This window comes from Shewanella sp. BC20 (assembly GCF_003129585.1).
Taxonomy (GTDB): Bacteria; Pseudomonadota; Gammaproteobacteria; order Enterobacterales; family Shewanellaceae; genus Shewanella; species Shewanella seohaensis.
In genome coordinates, this window is the sequence record NZ_NHRI01000003.1 from 262225 (window position 1) to 279474 (window position 17250).

Consider the following 17250-nt stretch of genomic DNA (forward strand, 5'->3'; position numbering starts at 1 on the left):
TATGCGTGATTTATCGTTTGAAACCTAGAATAGCGTGGATAGATGAAAAATTTAAAGCAAAAACTGTGAACTATGGCCAATTAATCTGGCAAAAAAGCCTGCCAAAAAACGCTTTAGATCACAATTTAACCGCAGATATTTTGTGTTTTTGTTATTTTTAGACTGACTTGAGTAATTTTCCGGTTTAAAAAGCCGTTTTTTAGTAAAAAACGGTTGAATCCTGCGTCACTATCGGTAATTTTATAACGACGAAGCACCAACAAGGTCCCCAATCTCCTTTAATTTGTAATCTTAACTTGACGCCATGTAGCGTGAGGTTGCCATTTACCTATTTTCAGTCTGCGTGCCGTCGATGGTACGCCCTAAGAGAAAGAAGATTTATTCATGAAGCAATTACGTCTTGAACCTGTTGTGCAAGTCCGCGGTGAGATCAACATTCCGGGCTCAAAAAGCATTTCTAACCGCGCATTATTATTGGCGACCTTAGCGAAAGGCACCACCACGCTAACCAATTTGCTCGACTCCGATGATATTCGTCATATGTTGGCGTCTTTAAAGCAGTTGGGCATTGAATACCGCTTATCGCAAAATAATACTGTCTGCGAGCTCACTGGTTTAGGTGGCGCTATCTCGGCGGATACTGCGCAAACGCTGTTTCTAGGCAATGCTGGCACGGCTATGCGCCCATTGTGCGCTGCGCTGACCTTAGGTCGTGGCGAGTTTACCTTAACGGGCGAACCGCGCATGGAAGAGCGTCCCATTGGTGACTTAGTCGATGCCCTAAAACAATTGGGCGCTAATATTGTGTTCCTTAAGAATGAAGGGTTTCCGCCTCTGACCATCAATGCAACCGGGCTTAACGGTGGCGATGTAGAAATTGCTGGCGATCTGTCTAGCCAATTCTTAACGGCGCTGTTAATGGTTGCCCCCCTCGCTAAGGGCAGTGTGAACATTCATGTCAAAGGTGAACTGGTTTCAAAACCTTATATCGACATTACCTTAGCCTTGATGGCGCAGTTTGGCGTTCAGGTGATTAACCATGACTATGCCCGCTTTGAAATCCCAGCCGGGCAGCAGTATGTGTCTGCGGGTAAAGTGTTAGTGGAAGGGGATGCATCTTCTGCATCTTACTTTTTAGCCGCAGGAGCCATTAAAGGCGGTGAAGTAAAAGTCACTGGCGTTGGCCGTTTAAGCATTCAGGGCGATGTGAAATTTGCCGATGTGCTGGAAAAAATGGGCGCCGATATTGAGTGGGGCGATGATTACATTATTGCCCGTGGCGCGCCGTTAACCGCGGTTGATTTAGACATGAACCATATTCCCGATGCGGCGATGACCATTGCCACCGCGGCCTTGTTTGCTAAGGGCACGACCACCATTCGTAACATCTATAACTGGCGCATTAAAGAGACCGACCGATTAGCGGCGATGGCTACAGAGCTGCGTAAAGTGGGCGCCTTAGTGGAAGAGGGGAATGATTATATTCAAATCACGCCGCCAGCTGTGCTTAATACTGCAGAGATTGATACTTATAACGACCACCGTATGGCGATGTGCTTCTCCATGATGGCGTTTGCTGATTGCGGGATTACCATCAATGATCCCGATTGTACCTCGAAAACCTTTCCTGACTATTTTACCCAATTTGCCAGCCTCAAAGCCTAACCGCTTTCTGTAACAGACTGACTTTGGGTCATATCAAGATGATGAAGCCGCATTTGAGCGGCTTCTAAACTTCATAAAAAATCCACGGATTTTATTTGTATAGTATTGTACAATGCGGCGCGCTCATTTTCGGGGCTCTAGTTAAGAACTCACGGATGATGATTATTTTTTGCGGAGGAATGTATGTCTGAACGGGCTCCTGTAGTCACAATCGACGGCCCAAGTGGTGCTGGTAAAGGGACAATTAGCCAATTATTGGCTAAGCATCTTGGATGGCAACTGCTTGATAGTGGTGCTATTTACCGAGTGCTTGCGTTAGCTGCAATTCACCACGATGTAGAACTGGAAAATGAAGAATCCATCACACTCCTTGCTGCGCACCTTGATGTGAAATTTTTAACCGGCAACGAGAAAGACCCAGTTCAAGTGATCTTAGAAGGTGAAGACGTCACTACTGCGATACGTACTCAAGAATGCTCAAATGCGGCCTCTAAAGTGGCGGCATTTCCCCGTGTGCGGGAAGCCTTATTACGCCGTCAACGTGCCTTTAGAACGGCACCTGGATTAATCGCCGATGGCCGCGACATGGGCACGGTTGTTTTCCCAACAGCATCGGCTAAATTATATTTAACTGCTTCTGCAGAGGAGCGGGCTCAAAGACGCTATAATCAGTTGCAGGACAAGGGCTTCGATGTTAATATCGAGCGCCTTTTAGCTGAAATTATCGAGCGTGACGACCGCGATATGAATCGTCCAGTGGCCCCTTTGGTCCCTGCCGAGGACGCGCTCGTTATCGATACTAGCGATAAAGGTATTGATGAAGTGCTTGAGCTTGCGCTCAACTACATCAACCAAAAATTATCCAGCACTAACTAAGTTTTTGTTTGGATAGGTATTCGTATTAAGGATGATACGGATAATTTGACTGACTCCACGTCTAGGATTGACTGTGGTTTATTACATTAAAGTAACCTAAACATGACTGAATCTTTTGCTGATCTATTTGAACAATCCCTTCAAACTCTGGAATTCCGTCCAGGCTCTATCGTTCGTGGTACTGTAGTTGCTATCGAAAACGGTATGGTTCTGGTTGATGCAGGTCTGAAGTCTGAAAGCCCAATCCCAGCTGAACAATTCAAAAACGCTCAAGGCGTTTTAGAAATCGCTGTTGGTGATGAAGTTGACGTAGCTCTTGACTCTGTTGAAGACGGCTTCGGTGAGACTCAACTGTCTCGCGAAAAAGCGAAACGTCACGAAGCTTGGATCGTTCTGGAAAAAGCTTACGAAGATGCTGAAACTGTAATCGGTATCATCAATGGTAAAGTGAAAGGCGGTTTCACTGTTGAATTAAACGGTATCCGTGCCTTCTTACCAGGTTCTCTAGTTGACGTGCGCCCAGTTCGCGACACCGCTCACTTAGAGTACAAAGAATTAGAATTCAAAGTTATCAAACTAGACCAGAAGCGTAACAACGTAGTTGTTTCTCGTCGTGCAGTTATCGAATCAGAAAGCAGCGCAGAGCGTGATGCACTGTTAGAAAACCTGCAAGAAGGTCAAGCAGTTAAAGGTATCGTTAAGAACCTGACTGACTACGGTGCATTCGTAGATTTAGGTGGCGTTGACGGTCTGTTACATATCACTGATATGGCATGGAAACGCGTTAAGCACCCATCTGAAATCGTAAACGTTGGTGACGAAATCAACGTTAAAGTTCTGAAGTACGATCGTGAGCGCACTCGTGTGTCTCTAGGTCTGAAACAACTTGGCGAAGATCCATGGTTAGAAATCAGCAAGCGCTACCCAGAAAACACTAAGTTAACTGGTCGCGTAACTAACCTGACTGACTACGGCTGTTTCGTTGAAATCGAAGAAGGCGTTGAAGGCTTAGTTCACGTTTCTGAAATGGATTGGACTAACAAGAACATTCACCCATCTAAAGTTGTTAACTTAGGTGACGAAGTTGAAGTTCTAGTTCTGGACATCGATGAAGAGCGTCGTCGTATTTCTCTAGGTCTGAAGCAATGTAAGACCAACCCATGGGATGACTTCGCAACTCGTTACAACAAAGGCGACAAGGTTTCTGGTAAGATCAAGTCAATCACTGACTTCGGTATCTTCATCGGTCTTGACGGCGGTATCGATGGTTTAGTTCACCTGTCTGACATTTCTTGGAACGGCACTGGCGAAGACGCAGTATCTGAGTACAAGAAAGGCGACGAAATCCACGCAGTGGTTCTGTCTGTTGATCCAGAGCGCGAGCGCATCAGCTTAGGTGTTAAGCAAACTGAAGACGATCCATTCAACGCTTACTTAGCTGACAAGAAGAAAGGTACTATCGTAAACGGTACTGTTTCTGCTGTTGATGCTAAAGGTGTGACTGTTGAACTAGCTGACACTGTTGAAGGTTACATCCGTGTAGCTGACATCAGCCGTGAGCGCATCGAAGATGCATCTACTGTTTACTCAGTAGGTGATGCTATCGAAGCTAAGTTCATGGGTGTTGACCGTAAGAACCGTTCTATCAGCCTGTCAATCAAAGCGAAAGACGAAGCTGAAGAAAAAGAAGTAATGGCGACCTTGAATAAACAAGAAGACGCTGTTATTAGTAATGCAATGGCTGAAGCGTTTAAAGCAGCTCGCAAATAATCGCCTGTTGTATGGGGAGTTTTTCTCCCCATTAGGTGACTGTGTTTGGCTTGATAATAGGGGATAGCTAGGATGACAAAATCCGAACTGATCGAAAAACTCGCCACCAGGCAGTCGCAGCTGTCGGCGAAAGAGGTTGAAGGCGCAATCAAAGAGATGTTGGAGCAAATGGCAACAACATTAGAAAGCGGTGATCGTATTGAGATCCGTGGCTTTGGTAGTTTCTCGCTTCATTATCGTGCACCGCGTACTGGCCGTAATCCAAAGACTGGTTCATCAGTTGAATTGGAAGGCAAATACGTCCCGCACTTTAAGCCAGGCAAAGAACTGCGCGAACGCGTTGACGCAGTTAATGTATAATTGACCGCATTACAAAAAGCCTCCGTAAGGGGGCTTTTTTATATCTAATGCAAGGCAAAGCTGGTCAGCTCAGTAAATTTCTTGGATAATCAGAAAATTGAAAGGCGTTTAAGGGAGTGCGACGTGAAATCTTTTGTAGCGACAGTCCTTGTGGCACTGTTATTTATCGTGGCATTGATTTTTGGTGCGCGTAATGAACAAGTAGTGACGATCAGCTACTTTGTGGCTCAGGGTGAGTACCGTTTACCCGTAGTATTAGCCGTGGTTTTCTTTGCAGGCTTTATGTTGAGTTGGCTTGTGGCCAGCTATTATATTGTCAAACTGAAATTGGCTTTAGCGGCGACCAGAAAAAAATTAACGGTCCAAACCGCTAAAACTCCTCAAGGTGTAGACGCCTAATATGCTTGAGATCCTCTTCCTGTTGCTTCCTATTGCTGCCGGTTACGGTTGGTATATGGGGCGGCGGAGCATAAGGCAAAACCAGAGTAACCAGCGTAAACAATTAAGTCGTGATTATTTCACCGGCTTGAATTTCCTGTTGTCGAACGAGTCAGACAAAGCGGTCGACTTATTTATCAGTATGCTCGATGTGGACGATGAAACCATCGATACCCATCTTTCCCTCGGTTCGCTATTTCGCAAACGCGGTGAAGTTGACCGTTCCATTCGTATCCATCAAAACTTAATCGCACGCCCAACGCTCACCAATGAACAGCGCGATATCGCGATGATGGAACTGGGTAAAGATTACCTTGCGGCGGGCTTTTACGACCGCGCGGAAGAAATTTTCCTGAACTTAGTGAGTCAAGATGACCATAGCGAAGAGTCTGAGACGCAGCTGATTGCCATTTATCAAGTCATTAAGGAATGGCAAAAGGCCATCGATATCACCAAGCGCTTAAGTCGCAAGCGTCAGCAGGTGCTTAAACCGATTATCGCCCATTTTTATTGCCAGCTTGCGGACGAAACCAGTGATGATGCTGACAAGGTCAAGCTATTACAACAGGCATTAAAACAAGATCCTAAGTGCGGCCGTGCCTTACTCACGCTCGCCAAAAAATTTCTCGACGCCAAGGATTACAACCAGTGCAAATCTATGCTGATGGCACTGAAAAAGGCCGACATAGAACTCTTCGCCGATGCCTTACCCACGGCGAAGCAAGTGTATCGCGATACCCAAGATAAAGAGGGTTATCAAGAATTATTAGCGGGCGCGATGGCCGAAGGCGCGGGCGCCTCTGTGGTGGTAGCGCTTGCTCAACATATGATTAGTCTCGATGAGATAAAAGCTGCTGAAAACATGGTGTTAGATGCCCTGTATCGCCATCCCACCATGAAGGGATTTCAGCACTTAATGCAGATGCACCTGCGTCAAGCTGAAGAAGGTCAAGCCAAACAAAGTTTGACTATGCTTGAGCAACTAGTTGAACAACAAATTAAATTCCGTCCAAGTTATCGCTGTAAAGAATGCGGTTTCCCATCCCACACCCTGTATTGGCATTGCCCCTCCTGTAAAAAATGGGGCACCATTAAACGGATCCGTGGCTTAGACGGTGAATAACCTTTAGAAATACCTTGTTAGTGTAACTCAGTTGGAGAGATGATGACGACCAAACCTATCCTCGTAGCGCTTGATTACGATAATAAAAACCATGCCTTACAACTGATAGATCAACTCGATCCCAACATGTGCCGCCTCAAAGTGGGCAAAGAAATGTTTACCCTATTTGGCCCACAATTGGTTAAAGACATTCATGACCGTGGTTTCGATCTTTTCCTCGACTTAAAGTTTCACGATATTCCGAATACCGTCGCTAAAGCGGTCTCGGCCGCGGCAGAACTGGGCGTGTGGATGACAAACGTCCATGCCAGCGGTGGCTTGGCCATGATGGAAGCGGCGAAAAAAGCGTTGCAGCCCTATGGTAAGGATGCACCTCTGCTCATCGCAGTAACGGTTCTCACTTCGATAAGTGATGAGGATTTAAAACTCATTGGCATCGATGTGCCAGCCTTTGAGCATGTGCAACGTCTCGCTAAACTCACCAAACAGGCAGGCCTTGATGGTGTAGTCTGTTCGGCGCAAGAGGCGAGTGTACTTAAATCGCTCTTAGGCCGAGATTTTAAACTTATCACCCCGGGGATCCGCCCTGTGGGCAGTGACGTGGGTGACCAACATCGGGTGATGACGCCACCGGAGGCGCTTGCCGCTGGTTCTGATTATTTAGTGATTGGTCGACCAATTACTAAGGCCGCCGATCCTCTGGCGGCGCTGCAGGCGATTCATCAATCTCTCGCTTGAGTGGCATGATGAAAGCCATTGCGGTTTAAGCACTTGTTCGCACGTTAATTTGACCGTTCATGGAGAATGCCCATGCTGAATACTACGATGTTGAATTATCAAGGTAAGAATGTTGTCGTTGTCGGTGGTACGAGTGGAATTAACCTCGCGATAGCCAACGCCTTTGCGCAGGCTGGCGCGAATGTGGCGGTGGCGAGTCGCAGCCAAGATAAGATTGATGCCGCCGTGTTGCAGCTCAAACAGTCAAATCCAGATGGGTTCCACCTCGGGGTGAGTTTTGATGTGAGAGATTTAGCTGCGGTTGAGCAGGGCTTTGAAGCCATCGCCTCCGAATTTGGCTTTATCGATGTGTTGGTAAGTGGCGCTGCAGGTAACTTTCCGGCTACAGCGGCAAAACTCTCTGCTAATGGCTTTAAAGCCGTGATGGACATTGATCTGCTGGGCAGTTTTCAAGTGCTAAAGACGGCTTATCCTTTACTGCGTCGCCCCCAAGGGAATATTATTCAAATCTCGGCGCCGCAGGCATCGATAGCCATGCCAATGCAAGCCCATGTGTGCGCCGCTAAAGCGGGCGTAGACATGCTCACTCGGACATTGGCGATAGAATGGGGCTGTGAAGGGATACGCATAAACTCCATTATTCCTGGACCAATCGCTAACACTGAAGGATTTAACCGTTTAGCGCCGAGCGCAGCGCTGCAACAGCAAGTTGCACAGTCTGTACCGTTAAGACGTAATGGTGAAGGGCAGGATATTGCTAATGCCGCGATGTTTTTAGGATCAGAGTATGCCTCGTACATCACGGGGGTTGTGTTACCCGTCGATGGAGGCTGGTCACTTGGCGGAGCGAGCATTGCAATGACCGCATTAGGCGAGTTTGCGACTAAAGCGCAGCAGTGATAAGAATTAGTTAAGCGTTGTAACTTATTTATTTGATAGAGAAATCGGGTGAAAATCCATGGCGAATGCATTACAAGAGCAGCTGCTTAAGGCTGGCCTTGCCAGTAAACAAAAAGTGCGTGATGTGAAGACGCAAAAACGTCGCGATAAAAAGGCGCGGGTGGATGATGGTTCGAGCGCATTGAAACACGAGATCGCCGAGCAAAAACGACTCCAAGCTGAAAAAGATAAAGCATTGAACGAGCAGCGTTTTGCCGAAGCAACTGCCCGCGGGCAGGTACGTGGCTTGGTGAGTGAATTTACTCAATTTGCGATTAAGATCCCAAGCCATGCCGAGGTTAAATTTAACTATACCCTCGATAATAAAATCTATTCAGTTTATATCGATGAGAAAATCCAATCGGAACTGCTTAAAGGACTGTTAGGGATTGTTCGATATGAGGATAAGAGCTACCTAGTCCCCCATAAATTGGCTGAGCGCGTTAATTTGTTGGTGCCACAATGGTGCGGTTATCTATGGCAACAGGATGAAGGGAAGGCGATAGAGGTCGAAGATGATCCCTATGCAGATTATGCGATCCCAGACGATTTAATGTGGTAATCAATGCGTTAATCGTGAGCTAAGCCGACGACGCATCGCTTATCTCTGGCTACACTAAAACCCTTAAGGCAACTTAAGGGTTTTTTATTGCCCGTATTTCACATTAACGGTTTTACTGGTTCTGAGTTACAAAGTGAATTTGTAATGAGATTGTTTTCTGTATTGAACTGGTATAAATTAAAACAACTGTTTAAATCCTACGTTTAAGAGTCTACCCATGAATCCTTACCAAGCTCCGTTAGCGGATATGCGTTTCTTATTGGAACAGGTTTTTGATGCGCCAAATACTTGGGCACAACTCCCTGATATTGCTGAAATGGTCGATATGGATACGGCCGGCGCGATTCTCGAAGAAGCCGCGAAAATCAGTGCTGAATTAATCCATCCGCTTAACCGTGCTGGCGATGAGCAAGGTGTTCTTCATCAGGATAATCGAGTGATTACGCCCGATGGTTATAAAGCCGTTTACGATCAATATTCCCAAGGCGGCTGGGTGGGCCTGTGTGGTGAGCCCGAGTTTGGCGGTATGGGTATGCCGAAAATGCTGGGTGTGTTAGTCGATGAAATGGCTTACAGCGCCTGTAATGCATTTACTCTGTATGGTTCACTCACGGCGGGGGCGGCACTGTGTATTAATGCCCACGGCAGTGAAGAGATTAAAGAAACCTATTTGCCGAAACTTTACAGCGGTGAATGGGCAGGTGCCATGGATATGACTGAACCTCAGGCAGGCTCAGATCTACGTAATATCCGTACCCGTGCTATCCCACAGGATGACGGCAGTTATGCCATTAGTGGCAGCAAAATCTTTATCACGGGTGGCGATCATGATTTGACCGAGAACGTCATTCACTTAGTGCTGGCAAAGCTTCCTGAAAGCAAAGGTATTTCGCTGTTCCTCGTGCCTAAAACCACGGTTAATGCTGATGGCAGTTTAGGTCAGGCGAACGGCGTGAGCGTGGGTTCCATCGAACATAAAATGGGGCTTAAGGGCTCAGCCACCTGTGTGATGAACTTTGATGAGGCAAAAGGTTACCTGATTGGTGAGCCAAATCGTGGTTTAGTGTGTATGTTCACTATGATGAACTACGAGCGTTTAGCCATCGGTATTCAAGGGCTTGGCAGTGCGCAGGCCGCTTATCAAATGGCCGCCGATTATGCCAAAGAGCGCAACCAAGGCGTTGCCGCTGGCGGCTCGCCTACGGGCAGCGATTCCGATCCTATCATTGTGCATGGTGACGTGCGTCGTATGCTGTTGACTATCCGTGCGATGACTGAAGCGGGGCGCGCACTCTCAGTATTTACCGGTAAACAACTCGATTTAGCAAAATATGCCGAGGATGAAGTCAAAGCCAAGGCTGCTCGTTATGTGGGCTTGTTAACACCAGTCGCGAAAGCATTTTTAACTGACCGCGGTTTAGATGCCACTATCATGGCGCAGCAAGTGTTTGGTGGTCATGGCTATATTCGTGAAACCGGTATTGAGCAGTTAGTACGTGATACTCGTATTGCGCAGATTTACGAAGGCACTAACGGTATTCAGGCCATCGACTTCCTCGGCCGAAAAGTCACAGGCGATAATCTCGCGACCCTTAAGGAGTTTGTCGCCGAGTTAAAGGCGCAAATGCGTGAGTTTACTCAGGTTGATGCGGTGAAAGTTTCCGCCGTTTGTGCCCGTTTGGATGCCTTAGTCAATGTTGCCGAATCCATTAATGAACAAAAGCTGACTCAACCAGCGCTCATTAACGCCAGTGCGGTCGACTTTTTGGATGCCTTCGGCTTCACTCTCTATGGGTTCTATTGGTTAGCCATGTTGGATAAAGCGGTGGGGGCTGAAGATAAACAGTTTGCCGAGCAAAAATCATATCTCGCTAAATTCTATTTCGACAAATTGCTGCCTAAGGCTGACTATCACTTAGCACAAGTGCGCGCGGGAGATACCAGCACTATGGCGATGCCTGCAGAGCTGTTCTAACCAGCTTAATCGCGTTAAACGTTCGCATTAACCTAATAAAAAAGCACTGATATTCAGTGCTTTTTGTTTTAATTGCTGTGTATATGACTCTACACCTTATTGGATATTAATCACTTAACTTGACGGTGCTCAGCTCTGTGGTCGTTGTTTGGCTGGTCTGAGTTTGAGTTTCGACAGCGCTCAGCAGCCGAGTTAAAAAATCGGCGCTAAAGGCGGGTTTACGCTGTTTTTTAGTTTCGGGGCTAATGCCGTTCTCAAGTACCACAAATAGAATATCCCGTTGCTGCGCTAAACGCATAAAGCCAGCTAAATTGGCAACGCCCTGCATCGAGCCAGTCTTGGCAAACACTAGATGTTTTAAGGGCGGTTTAGTATATCCCAAGCGATATTGCAGTGTGCCGCTGACACCAGCCTCGGGCAAACTGTCAATGAGGCTGTGAAAGCGTGCATCTTGATAAATGAGCGCCAGAACATCGGCTAACTGTTTTGCGCTTAACAAGTTATAGCGAGAAAGTCCTGAACCATCGACGATATTGGCATTGGTTAAATCAATCCCAAAATCGCTAAGGATATGGCGCATTGCCGCAGCACCATGGGTAAAGCTGCCTTGTGCTTTGTAATAACTTTGCCCCACGCGCTTAAACAAACTATCGGCAATCAGATTATCCGACTTCAGCAGCATGGTTTTTAACAGCTCAGGCAAGGGCGCGCTGCTATGGCTGGCAATCAGTTTCGCCTTAGAAGGGATGGTGTTGCCTATTTTCACTTTCCCCGAAAGTGAGATTTCACCTTTGAGCGTCGCTGTTAGGGTGTCCATGGCAAATTTTTCGGGATCGCTAATGGCAATCGCTAGTGGTATCGCTTCACTGCCGGGATAACAGCCCCGAAGATGATACTGATTCTGGCCAAGGCGCACTAAATCGAGCTGGCAAAAATCATGACCTGCTTGTGGGGAGAATATGGCGTCACTACTCACTTTCACCCCAAAACTGGATGCCCTTAATTTGACCTCAGAAGCATGCTTGGCTGAGCTTGGGGCAAACTGCCCGTAAACGCAGTTTTGATTGATGATATAACTCGACACTGGCGCGGCAAAGCAAATCCCAAGGTCATCCCACACCCAGCCAGGTGCTTGTAATTGCTCTTGTTTATCCCCGATTAGATAGAGATGTCCCTCAACGCTTTTTATGCCTTGTTTTTGTAGATGGGCAAACAAGGCCTTAAGATCGTCCTGAGTCAGTGTTGGATCGCCGCTAAAACGTAGATAAACACTGCCCGCAATATGACCTTGGCGAATGGGTGCATCACTCCACAGCTCAGTGACATAGCGAAAATCTGGGCCAAGGTTGGCCATTGCGGTCACGGCGGTCAGCACTTTTTGCGTGCTGGCGGGGATAAATAAGGTATCGGCTTGCTGGCTGTATAACAGTGTGTTGGTACTTAAATCTCGGGCCAGCAAAGCGACTTGCGAATGGCGCGGGGCAATGTCGGTGATTTGCTTGGCAAATGTCGACTCATCCAGCGGATGAATTGCTGCAATCGCTTGAGTTGGCAGCAGAATACTTAACATGCTGCCTAAGAGTAACCCCTTAAGCTTGGGGCGAGTGAATGATGCCTGCAACTTATCCTTGTTTATCGAGTGCGTCATAGGTGTCCTGAATGTCCTTTTTACCATTAGCGGTCATTGCTGCCATCGTCTTTTTCCATTAGACGATACAGCCTTAGGGTGACAAATAAAACCAATCCGATAAAAAGCGGCAAAATGAGCAAGCCGAGCTGCGCTTTAAAATGAAATATGCCCCAAGCTAAGGCTAAGGTGAGGGCGAGGGTCAGTAGGATTTTTTTGTTCATGGTGTTAGGCAATAGGGTCTTAAGATGTTTTAGTTTACGCTAAAACAACGATCACAGGCACGCTTGCCTGCGGCAGAAGCCCCGTTTTGTGACTCACACACCATTTTGCTTATGGTCTGCCTAGCGTCGATTAGCCGTTGTGGACAAAAGGTTCAGGGGAAAAACAGTAAAAGCATTTAGTTAGCCGTTAATGCAGGCATAGAAGCCTGCCGTTTGTGGGCTAAATTGCTGCATTTTAGTCCTGCTGGTGAGGAATGCGTCGTTTCAGGTCAAATTACCAGCAAAATAGGCGCTATCCCGCGTGCTTTTCGCCGAAAAGTCTTGCCGAGTTGCAGTGAAGTCGGTAATTTCTACCCCTTACGATTTTAGGATCTCAGGTAACCACTAAAACCATGCCTCATATTAGTATGCGCGGCTTGCCACAGGCAGTTGTTGCAGAGCTTAGCCAAACATTACTGCAGTCTTTGGCGGCTATATGTAAAGGTAATGCAGAGAGTTTTACATTAGATTGGATCCCAAGCATCAGCTACCGTAATGGCAGAATTGATCAACGCTTTGTCCAAATCGAATTGCTTTGGTTTCCGGTTGACCCTGATATCCATCTTAAAGTAGAACAAACGATCAGGCTGGCAGTGACAGAAGCCTATCCAGAATTAACCCAAATTGCTGTGATGTTTTTGTCACTGACCCCAAGCGCTTCCTATCGGGGTGGTCAGCATGTTTAAAGGAGGATGCCTTGCTAGATAAGCTTGGTGGAATAGCCGTTCAACCCGAGGCTTTAACGTGGTTGCTTACGCCATGCCGATTTAAGGCAGAATTGCTTAGCCGTATCGAAAATGCCAAGGACAGCATTTATATCGCCGCACTCTATCTTGAAGACGATGAGGCGGGGCGCGAAATTTTACAGGCCCTGATGACGGCTAAGGCGAATAACCCCGCGTTAGATGTCAAGATTTTGGTCGATTTTCACCGTGCTAGACGCGGCTTGATTGGTCACAAGGGCGACAGCGGTAACTATCTGATGTACCGCAAAGTCATGGCCGAGGCAGAGCATCCTATCGACATTATGGGCGTGCCGGTCAAATCTCGTGAGTTTATGGGCGTGCTGCACCTTAAGGGCTTTGTGATTGATGATGCTGTGATTTACAGCGGTGCCAGCCTGAATAACATTTATCTGCAGCAAAACGATAAATACCGTTTTGACCGTTACCATGTAATTGAGTCGGCCGAGTTAGCGCGCAGTATGCGCACTATGATCCAGCGCTACATTATTGCCGATCCTGCCGTTGCCTCGCTCACTCAAGATGCGCAGCAAGAAGTCTTGCCGCCTAAAACCGATGTGCGCAGCTTCAAACTGCGATTATCACAGGCACAGTACGAGTTTAACGCGACCCGCAGTGGCAACCGTGTCACCCCTTTACTGGGATTAGGCCGCAAACATAACCTGCTGAATAAAGCCGTGATTGCCATGGTGGAAGAGTCAAAAGATAGGCTGTTTATCTGCACGCCTTATTTTAATCCTCCCTATATTTTGGTGCGTGCCTTGGCTAAGCACCTGCGTAAAGGCAAACGTATCGACATAGTCGTAGGGGATAAAACGGCGAATGACTTTTACATTCCCCCCGAGCAGGATTTTTCTACCATAGGGGCCTTGCCGTATCTGTATGAGCAATCGCTGCGAAAATTTGCTAAGCGTCAGCAATGGGCAATCGATAATGGCCAGCTCAATATTCACCTGTGGAAACACGGTATCAATAGCTATCACCTCAAGGGGATCAGCGCCGATGGTCGTAAACATTTGATCACGGGCTCAAACTTAAACCCGAGAGCATGGGCGCTGGATTTAGAGAATGGGTTACTCATTCACGATGAAAGCGGTAGCTGGAAGGCGCAATTCGAGGCCGAGCAAAGCCATATCCTTGAACACACGCAACGGCTGTATCACTACAGTCAAGTGGATACCTTGCAAAGCTATCCCGCCCCAGTGAAGAAGATTATGAATCGTATTAGAAGGCTAAAAGCAGATTTCCTGCTCAGACGCATTCTCTAATTGCACCCAATAAAAAGCCCACGAATGTGGGCTTTTTATTGGGTGTCTTGCCAATTATGGATTTTGCGGTAACAGGGTGTGGTGGGTATCGTTTTGATCCCTTGCATAATGCAAGGCGACAATAACTAACAGCACCATCAGTGCGCTCAGCAAACCAATGCTTAATTGGCCGCCCGTAGGTACGAGCGACATGGTTAGGGCCGCGAGTCCCGCGCCGAAATTTTGTAAGCCACCGAGTAGGGCGCCCGCAATACCTGCTTGGCGTGGAAACGGCTCTAGTGCGGCCGAGGTTAATGTCGGAAATAACATGCCAGCGCCACTGAAAAACAACATTGAGCCTATCAATAAACTCCAACCTACAACTAGTTGAAAAATACCGGGGATCAACATAAACAGTGCGCCGGCGCCTAGCAGTGCAACGCCTTGTAAAACCGTACGCTGCGCCTGTTTTTGTCTACCCGCAATCAGGGCGCCGAGTAAATATCCAGGGATGGGCGCGACAAAATAACAGCTCACCATAAACGGCGAGAGCTGCAAATATTGGCCATAGAGTACGCCTGCAATGGCTTCGAAGGCGGCAATGCCTGCGAAGGTCGCGATAAGCGAAAGCAAATAGGCTCGAAAACTTCGGTGGCGCAGTACATGTCGATAGGATGCCAATATGGGTTGTTGCTCTCGCTTATGCTTGGGTAAGGATTCCTTAAAACCAAAGCAAAGGAGTAGCCAAACCAAACTGCCAAATCCAAACAGCACCCAATACACAGCCTGCCACCCCCAGTAAGCTGAGGCAAAGCTGCCTAAGAAGGGCGCGACTAAGGGCAAAAATACCACTGCCATAGACACATAACTGTTAAATCTAACTAAGTTATCGCCAAAGTAATGATCCCTCGGAATACTGCGACACAGGGCGCCTGCACTCGCAGTTCCCAGCCCCTGTAGTAGGCTTGCGAAAATCAGTTGGCTAAAACTTGTGGCTTCTGCCGCCATAAACGCGCCAAGGATAAAAATACCAATACCAATGAGCAGCGGAATTTTACGCCCAACGCGGTCGGATAATGGGCCATAGATAAACTGACATAGGCCGTAGGCGAGCAAATAGCAAGCCATGACCGCCTGTAATTGGCTGGCATCCACGGCTAAGCCTTGGGCGATAAGGGGGAGTGCGGGGACAAAAATAGTTTGTGCCATCTGCCCACAGGCCACCATAAAAACCAGCATAAAGAGTAACTGTGTGGCGCTTCCTGCGGCGGGTGTCGGCGCTTTTTGTGAGATTAAAGACGGTGCATCGTCTGACATCATAATTCCATTAAAAAAAGCAGAGTTGAACAATGGCGCGCATCTTACCCCCAAAACATTTCAGTTCAAGTGGCAATCATATTGATTTACAGGAATATTTTTTAATCTTACCCATAAGTTTTTCTATCGTTTTACGGCTGTAAAACGGGGTTTACACTTAGTGTTTATGCTGTTAATCAGGTTTAATTATTGATCGTCGGACGGAGCCTAAGTTAATGATTGGCCGATTTTTATTAACAAGATATTTGATGCCTAAAGCGTACGGACGAAGAGCGAGCTTGCTCTCCATCCAAAGCTCAAAGAAAATTGTCGGATTTAGGCAGGAATAAACGGTTAGATGGTGACTTAGTTTGACAGTGTTTTAGTTCGACAGGGTTTCTAAGCCTGTGAGTATTTGATAGCCCACAGTCACGCGTGGTGGCACGGGATAATTTTTATTGCTGAGTAACACCATGGCCAGTTTCTTTGCTGGAATATAAGCCACGTAGGCGGCAAAACCACCGGTTGAGCCTGTCTTATTCACCCATTGATCGGCTTGTGGTGATTGAGGTGGCATCATAGCGCGCACAGGCACGCTGCCAAACACCACTTCTTGAGTATGTCCCGCAAGCAGCTTATCGAGTGCAATTGGATAGGGATAATCTTCCCAAATCAGTGCTTGGGTCATCATACCCACATCAAAGTAGCCGACATGTGTGGCATCGATGGCCTGTTGCAATGCAGGAGTTATCGCGTGCTGCTGCATGTTGATTTCAGCAAAACGTAGCAAATCCACCGCAGTTGTTTTTATCCCATAGGCCTCATCGGCTAACACGCCAGGATTGAGGCGCACGGGCTGGTCTTGTTTATTATAACCTTGGGCGTACTCGGCCATGTTGTTAGCTGGTACTTCGATATAACTGTGGCTTAACCCCAGTTGCGGAAATAAGGTGTGTTCCATGGCGTTGGCAAAGCTTTTGCCTAACTGTTTTGCGGTAATCAAACCCAGTAACCCAATGCTGGGATTGGCATAATTACGATGGGTGCCTGCCCCATAAGCGGGTTGCCAAGTTTTAAAGTAACCCATTAGTTCGGCATTGTTGGTGATGTTTTCAGGTACTTGCATGGGCAAATCGCCCGCAGTATGGGTCGCGAGATTGATAAGATTAATCTGGTCAAAGGCACTGCCCCTTAATTCGGGTACATACTCGCTCACCTTATCCGTGAGTGTGAGCTTGCCTTCAACTTGAGCATAACTTGCGAGTGTCGCGGTAAAGGTTTTACTGATAGACCCTATCTCAAACAATGTGTTTGTACTGACTTTTTGGTTGCTGGTCTTAGAGCTGACACCATAGGGGAAGAAATACGTTTGCCCATTGAGGCTGATCCCAACGATTGCACCTGGGATCCCATGCTCTGTCATTAAGGGATTGATCGCCGAATCGACGAGGGATTGAATGGCCTGCGCTTTTACCTGTGTCGCGTCTTGCGCAGTCGGTGCTGCATGGGCCATCAATGGCATCGTTGCGAGCAGTACTAAACTAAGAGGAGCAAAATGGTTTACTCCCAATGAGCCTGATGCGCTGCGCGTATTTTTTGCGATTTTCGTAAGTGAAAAGGGCATACAA

The 17250-nt window shown here is 47.3% G+C and carries 16 protein-coding genes; 12 read left to right on the forward strand and 4 right to left on the reverse strand.

Annotated elements, in window-relative coordinates; translation table 11 throughout:
• Positions 1 to 384 precede the first annotated feature (384 nt).
• The 10 genes from aroA to CBX96_RS05395 all read left to right on the forward strand — a co-directional run bounded on the left by aroA (position 385) and on the right by CBX96_RS05395 (position 10446).
• A complete protein-coding gene (aroA, locus tag CBX96_RS05350) occupies positions 385 to 1665 on the forward strand; it encodes a 3-phosphoshikimate 1-carboxyvinyltransferase (RefSeq protein ID WP_109285977.1) in 1281 nt (426 codons plus the stop codon).
• 183 nt (positions 1666 to 1848) lie between these two features.
• Complete coding sequence (gene cmk / locus CBX96_RS05355) at positions 1849 to 2541, forward strand: (d)CMP kinase (protein WP_109285978.1); 693 nt, start codon at positions 1849 to 1851, stop codon at positions 2539 to 2541.
• Between the two features lie 102 nt (positions 2542 to 2643).
• On the forward strand, positions 2644 to 4311 hold the full coding sequence (gene rpsA / locus CBX96_RS05360; RefSeq protein WP_011622695.1) for a 30S ribosomal protein S1: 1668 nt from the start codon (positions 2644 to 2646) through the stop codon (positions 4309 to 4311).
• A gap of 72 nt (positions 4312 to 4383) precedes the next feature.
• A complete protein-coding gene (gene ihfB, locus CBX96_RS05365) occupies positions 4384 to 4671 on the forward strand; it encodes an integration host factor subunit beta (protein WP_011072380.1) in 288 nt (95 codons plus the stop codon).
• Positions 4672 to 4794: 123 nt separating this feature from the next.
• On the forward strand, positions 4795 to 5070 hold the full coding sequence (locus CBX96_RS05370) for a LapA family protein (RefSeq protein WP_011626213.1): 276 nt from the start codon (positions 4795 to 4797) through the stop codon (positions 5068 to 5070).
• 1 nt (position 5071) lies between these two features.
• Positions 5072 to 6232: a lipopolysaccharide assembly protein LapB gene (lapB, locus tag CBX96_RS05375; protein WP_109285979.1), complete on the forward strand. Its 1161-nt coding sequence runs from the start codon at positions 5072 to 5074 to the stop codon at positions 6230 to 6232.
• 42 nt (positions 6233 to 6274) lie between these two features.
• Positions 6275 to 6970 carry an orotidine-5'-phosphate decarboxylase gene (gene pyrF / locus CBX96_RS05380; RefSeq protein WP_109285980.1) on the forward strand — a complete coding sequence of 232 codons (696 nt, stop codon included), beginning with the start codon at positions 6275 to 6277 and terminating at the stop codon, positions 6968 to 6970.
• Positions 6971 to 7042: 72 nt separating this feature from the next.
• Positions 7043 to 7870 carry an SDR family oxidoreductase gene (locus CBX96_RS05385; RefSeq protein WP_109285981.1) on the forward strand — a complete coding sequence of 276 codons (828 nt, stop codon included), beginning with the start codon at positions 7043 to 7045 and terminating at the stop codon, positions 7868 to 7870.
• 58 nt (positions 7871 to 7928) lie between these two features.
• Positions 7929 to 8471 (forward strand): DUF2058 domain-containing protein, encoded by a 543-nt coding sequence (locus CBX96_RS05390; RefSeq protein ID WP_011622700.1) that lies wholly within the window; start codon positions 7929 to 7931, stop codon positions 8469 to 8471.
• Positions 8472 to 8688: 217 nt separating this feature from the next.
• The gene (locus CBX96_RS05395) at positions 8689 to 10446 is read left to right on the forward strand and encodes an acyl-CoA dehydrogenase family protein (protein ID WP_086903960.1); all 1758 of its coding nucleotides are present in this window, start codon (positions 8689 to 8691) and stop codon (positions 10444 to 10446) included.
• Positions 10447 to 10552: 106 nt separating this feature from the next.
• On the opposite strand, the gene dacB is transcribed toward CBX96_RS05395, so the two are convergent.
• On the reverse strand, positions 10553 to 12094 hold the full coding sequence (gene dacB, locus CBX96_RS05400; protein WP_109285982.1) for a D-alanyl-D-alanine carboxypeptidase/D-alanyl-D-alanine-endopeptidase: 1542 nt from the start codon (positions 12092 to 12094) through the stop codon (positions 10553 to 10555).
• 26 nt (positions 12095 to 12120) lie between these two features.
• Complete coding sequence (locus tag CBX96_RS05405; RefSeq protein ID WP_011622703.1) at positions 12121 to 12297, reverse strand: hypothetical protein; 177 nt, start codon at positions 12295 to 12297, stop codon at positions 12121 to 12123.
• 392 nt (positions 12298 to 12689) lie between these two features.
• On the opposite strand from CBX96_RS05405, the gene CBX96_RS05410 reads away from it, so the two are divergent.
• Entirely contained in the window at positions 12690 to 13022 is a 333-nt protein-coding gene (locus CBX96_RS05410) for a DUF1904 domain-containing protein (RefSeq protein WP_011622704.1), read from the forward strand.
• Positions 13023 to 13033: 11 nt separating this feature from the next.
• Positions 13034 to 14347 carry a CDP-diacylglycerol--serine O-phosphatidyltransferase gene (gene pssA / locus CBX96_RS05415; RefSeq protein WP_011716978.1) on the forward strand — a complete coding sequence of 438 codons (1314 nt, stop codon included), beginning with the start codon at positions 13034 to 13036 and terminating at the stop codon, positions 14345 to 14347.
• A gap of 54 nt (positions 14348 to 14401) precedes the next feature.
• Here the strand turns inward: pssA and emrD are convergent, their stop codons facing one another.
• Both emrD and ampC read right to left on the reverse strand, forming a co-directional pair.
• Complete coding sequence (gene emrD / locus CBX96_RS05420) at positions 14402 to 15646, reverse strand: multidrug efflux MFS transporter EmrD (RefSeq protein ID WP_109285983.1); 1245 nt, start codon at positions 15644 to 15646, stop codon at positions 14402 to 14404.
• Positions 15647 to 16004: 358 nt separating this feature from the next.
• Positions 16005 to 17144 carry a class C beta-lactamase gene (ampC, locus tag CBX96_RS05425; protein ID WP_181382148.1) on the reverse strand — a complete coding sequence of 380 codons (1140 nt, stop codon included), beginning with the start codon at positions 17142 to 17144 and terminating at the stop codon, positions 16005 to 16007.
• Positions 17145 to 17250: the final 106 nt, after the last annotated feature.

Bases quoted from the DNA above. Each gene is read 5' to 3' on its own strand.
- aroA (WP_109285977.1), top strand. From the start codon at position 385: ATGAAGCAATTACGTCTTGAACCTGTTGTGCAAGTCCGCGGTGAGATC.
- cmk (WP_109285978.1), top strand. From the start codon at position 1,849: ATGTCTGAACGGGCTCCTGTAGTCACAATCGACGGCCCAAGTGGTGCT.
- rpsA (WP_011622695.1), top strand. From the start codon at position 2,644: ATGACTGAATCTTTTGCTGATCTATTTGAACAATCCCTTCAAACTCTG.
- ihfB (WP_011072380.1), top strand. From the start codon at position 4,384: ATGACAAAATCCGAACTGATCGAAAAACTCGCCACCAGGCAGTCGCAG.
- lapB (WP_109285979.1), top strand. From the start codon at position 5,072: ATGCTTGAGATCCTCTTCCTGTTGCTTCCTATTGCTGCCGGTTACGGT.
- pyrF (WP_109285980.1), top strand. From the start codon at position 6,275: ATGACGACCAAACCTATCCTCGTAGCGCTTGATTACGATAATAAAAAC.
- CBX96_RS05385 (WP_109285981.1), top strand. From the start codon at position 7,043: ATGCTGAATACTACGATGTTGAATTATCAAGGTAAGAATGTTGTCGTT.
- CBX96_RS05390 (WP_011622700.1), top strand. From the start codon at position 7,929: ATGGCGAATGCATTACAAGAGCAGCTGCTTAAGGCTGGCCTTGCCAGT.
- CBX96_RS05395 (WP_086903960.1), top strand. From the start codon at position 8,689: ATGAATCCTTACCAAGCTCCGTTAGCGGATATGCGTTTCTTATTGGAA.
- dacB (WP_109285982.1), bottom strand. From the start codon at position 12,094: ATGACGCACTCGATAAACAAGGATAAGTTGCAGGCATCATTCACTCGC.
- CBX96_RS05405 (WP_011622703.1), bottom strand. From the start codon at position 12,297: ATGAACAAAAAAATCCTACTGACCCTCGCCCTCACCTTAGCCTTAGCT.
- CBX96_RS05410 (WP_011622704.1), top strand. From the start codon at position 12,690: ATGCCTCATATTAGTATGCGCGGCTTGCCACAGGCAGTTGTTGCAGAG.
- emrD (WP_109285983.1), bottom strand. From the start codon at position 15,646: ATGATGTCAGACGATGCACCGTCTTTAATCTCACAAAAAGCGCCGACA.
- ampC (WP_181382148.1), bottom strand. From the start codon at position 17,144: ATGCCATTGATGGCCCATGCAGCACCGACTGCGCAAGACGCGACACAG.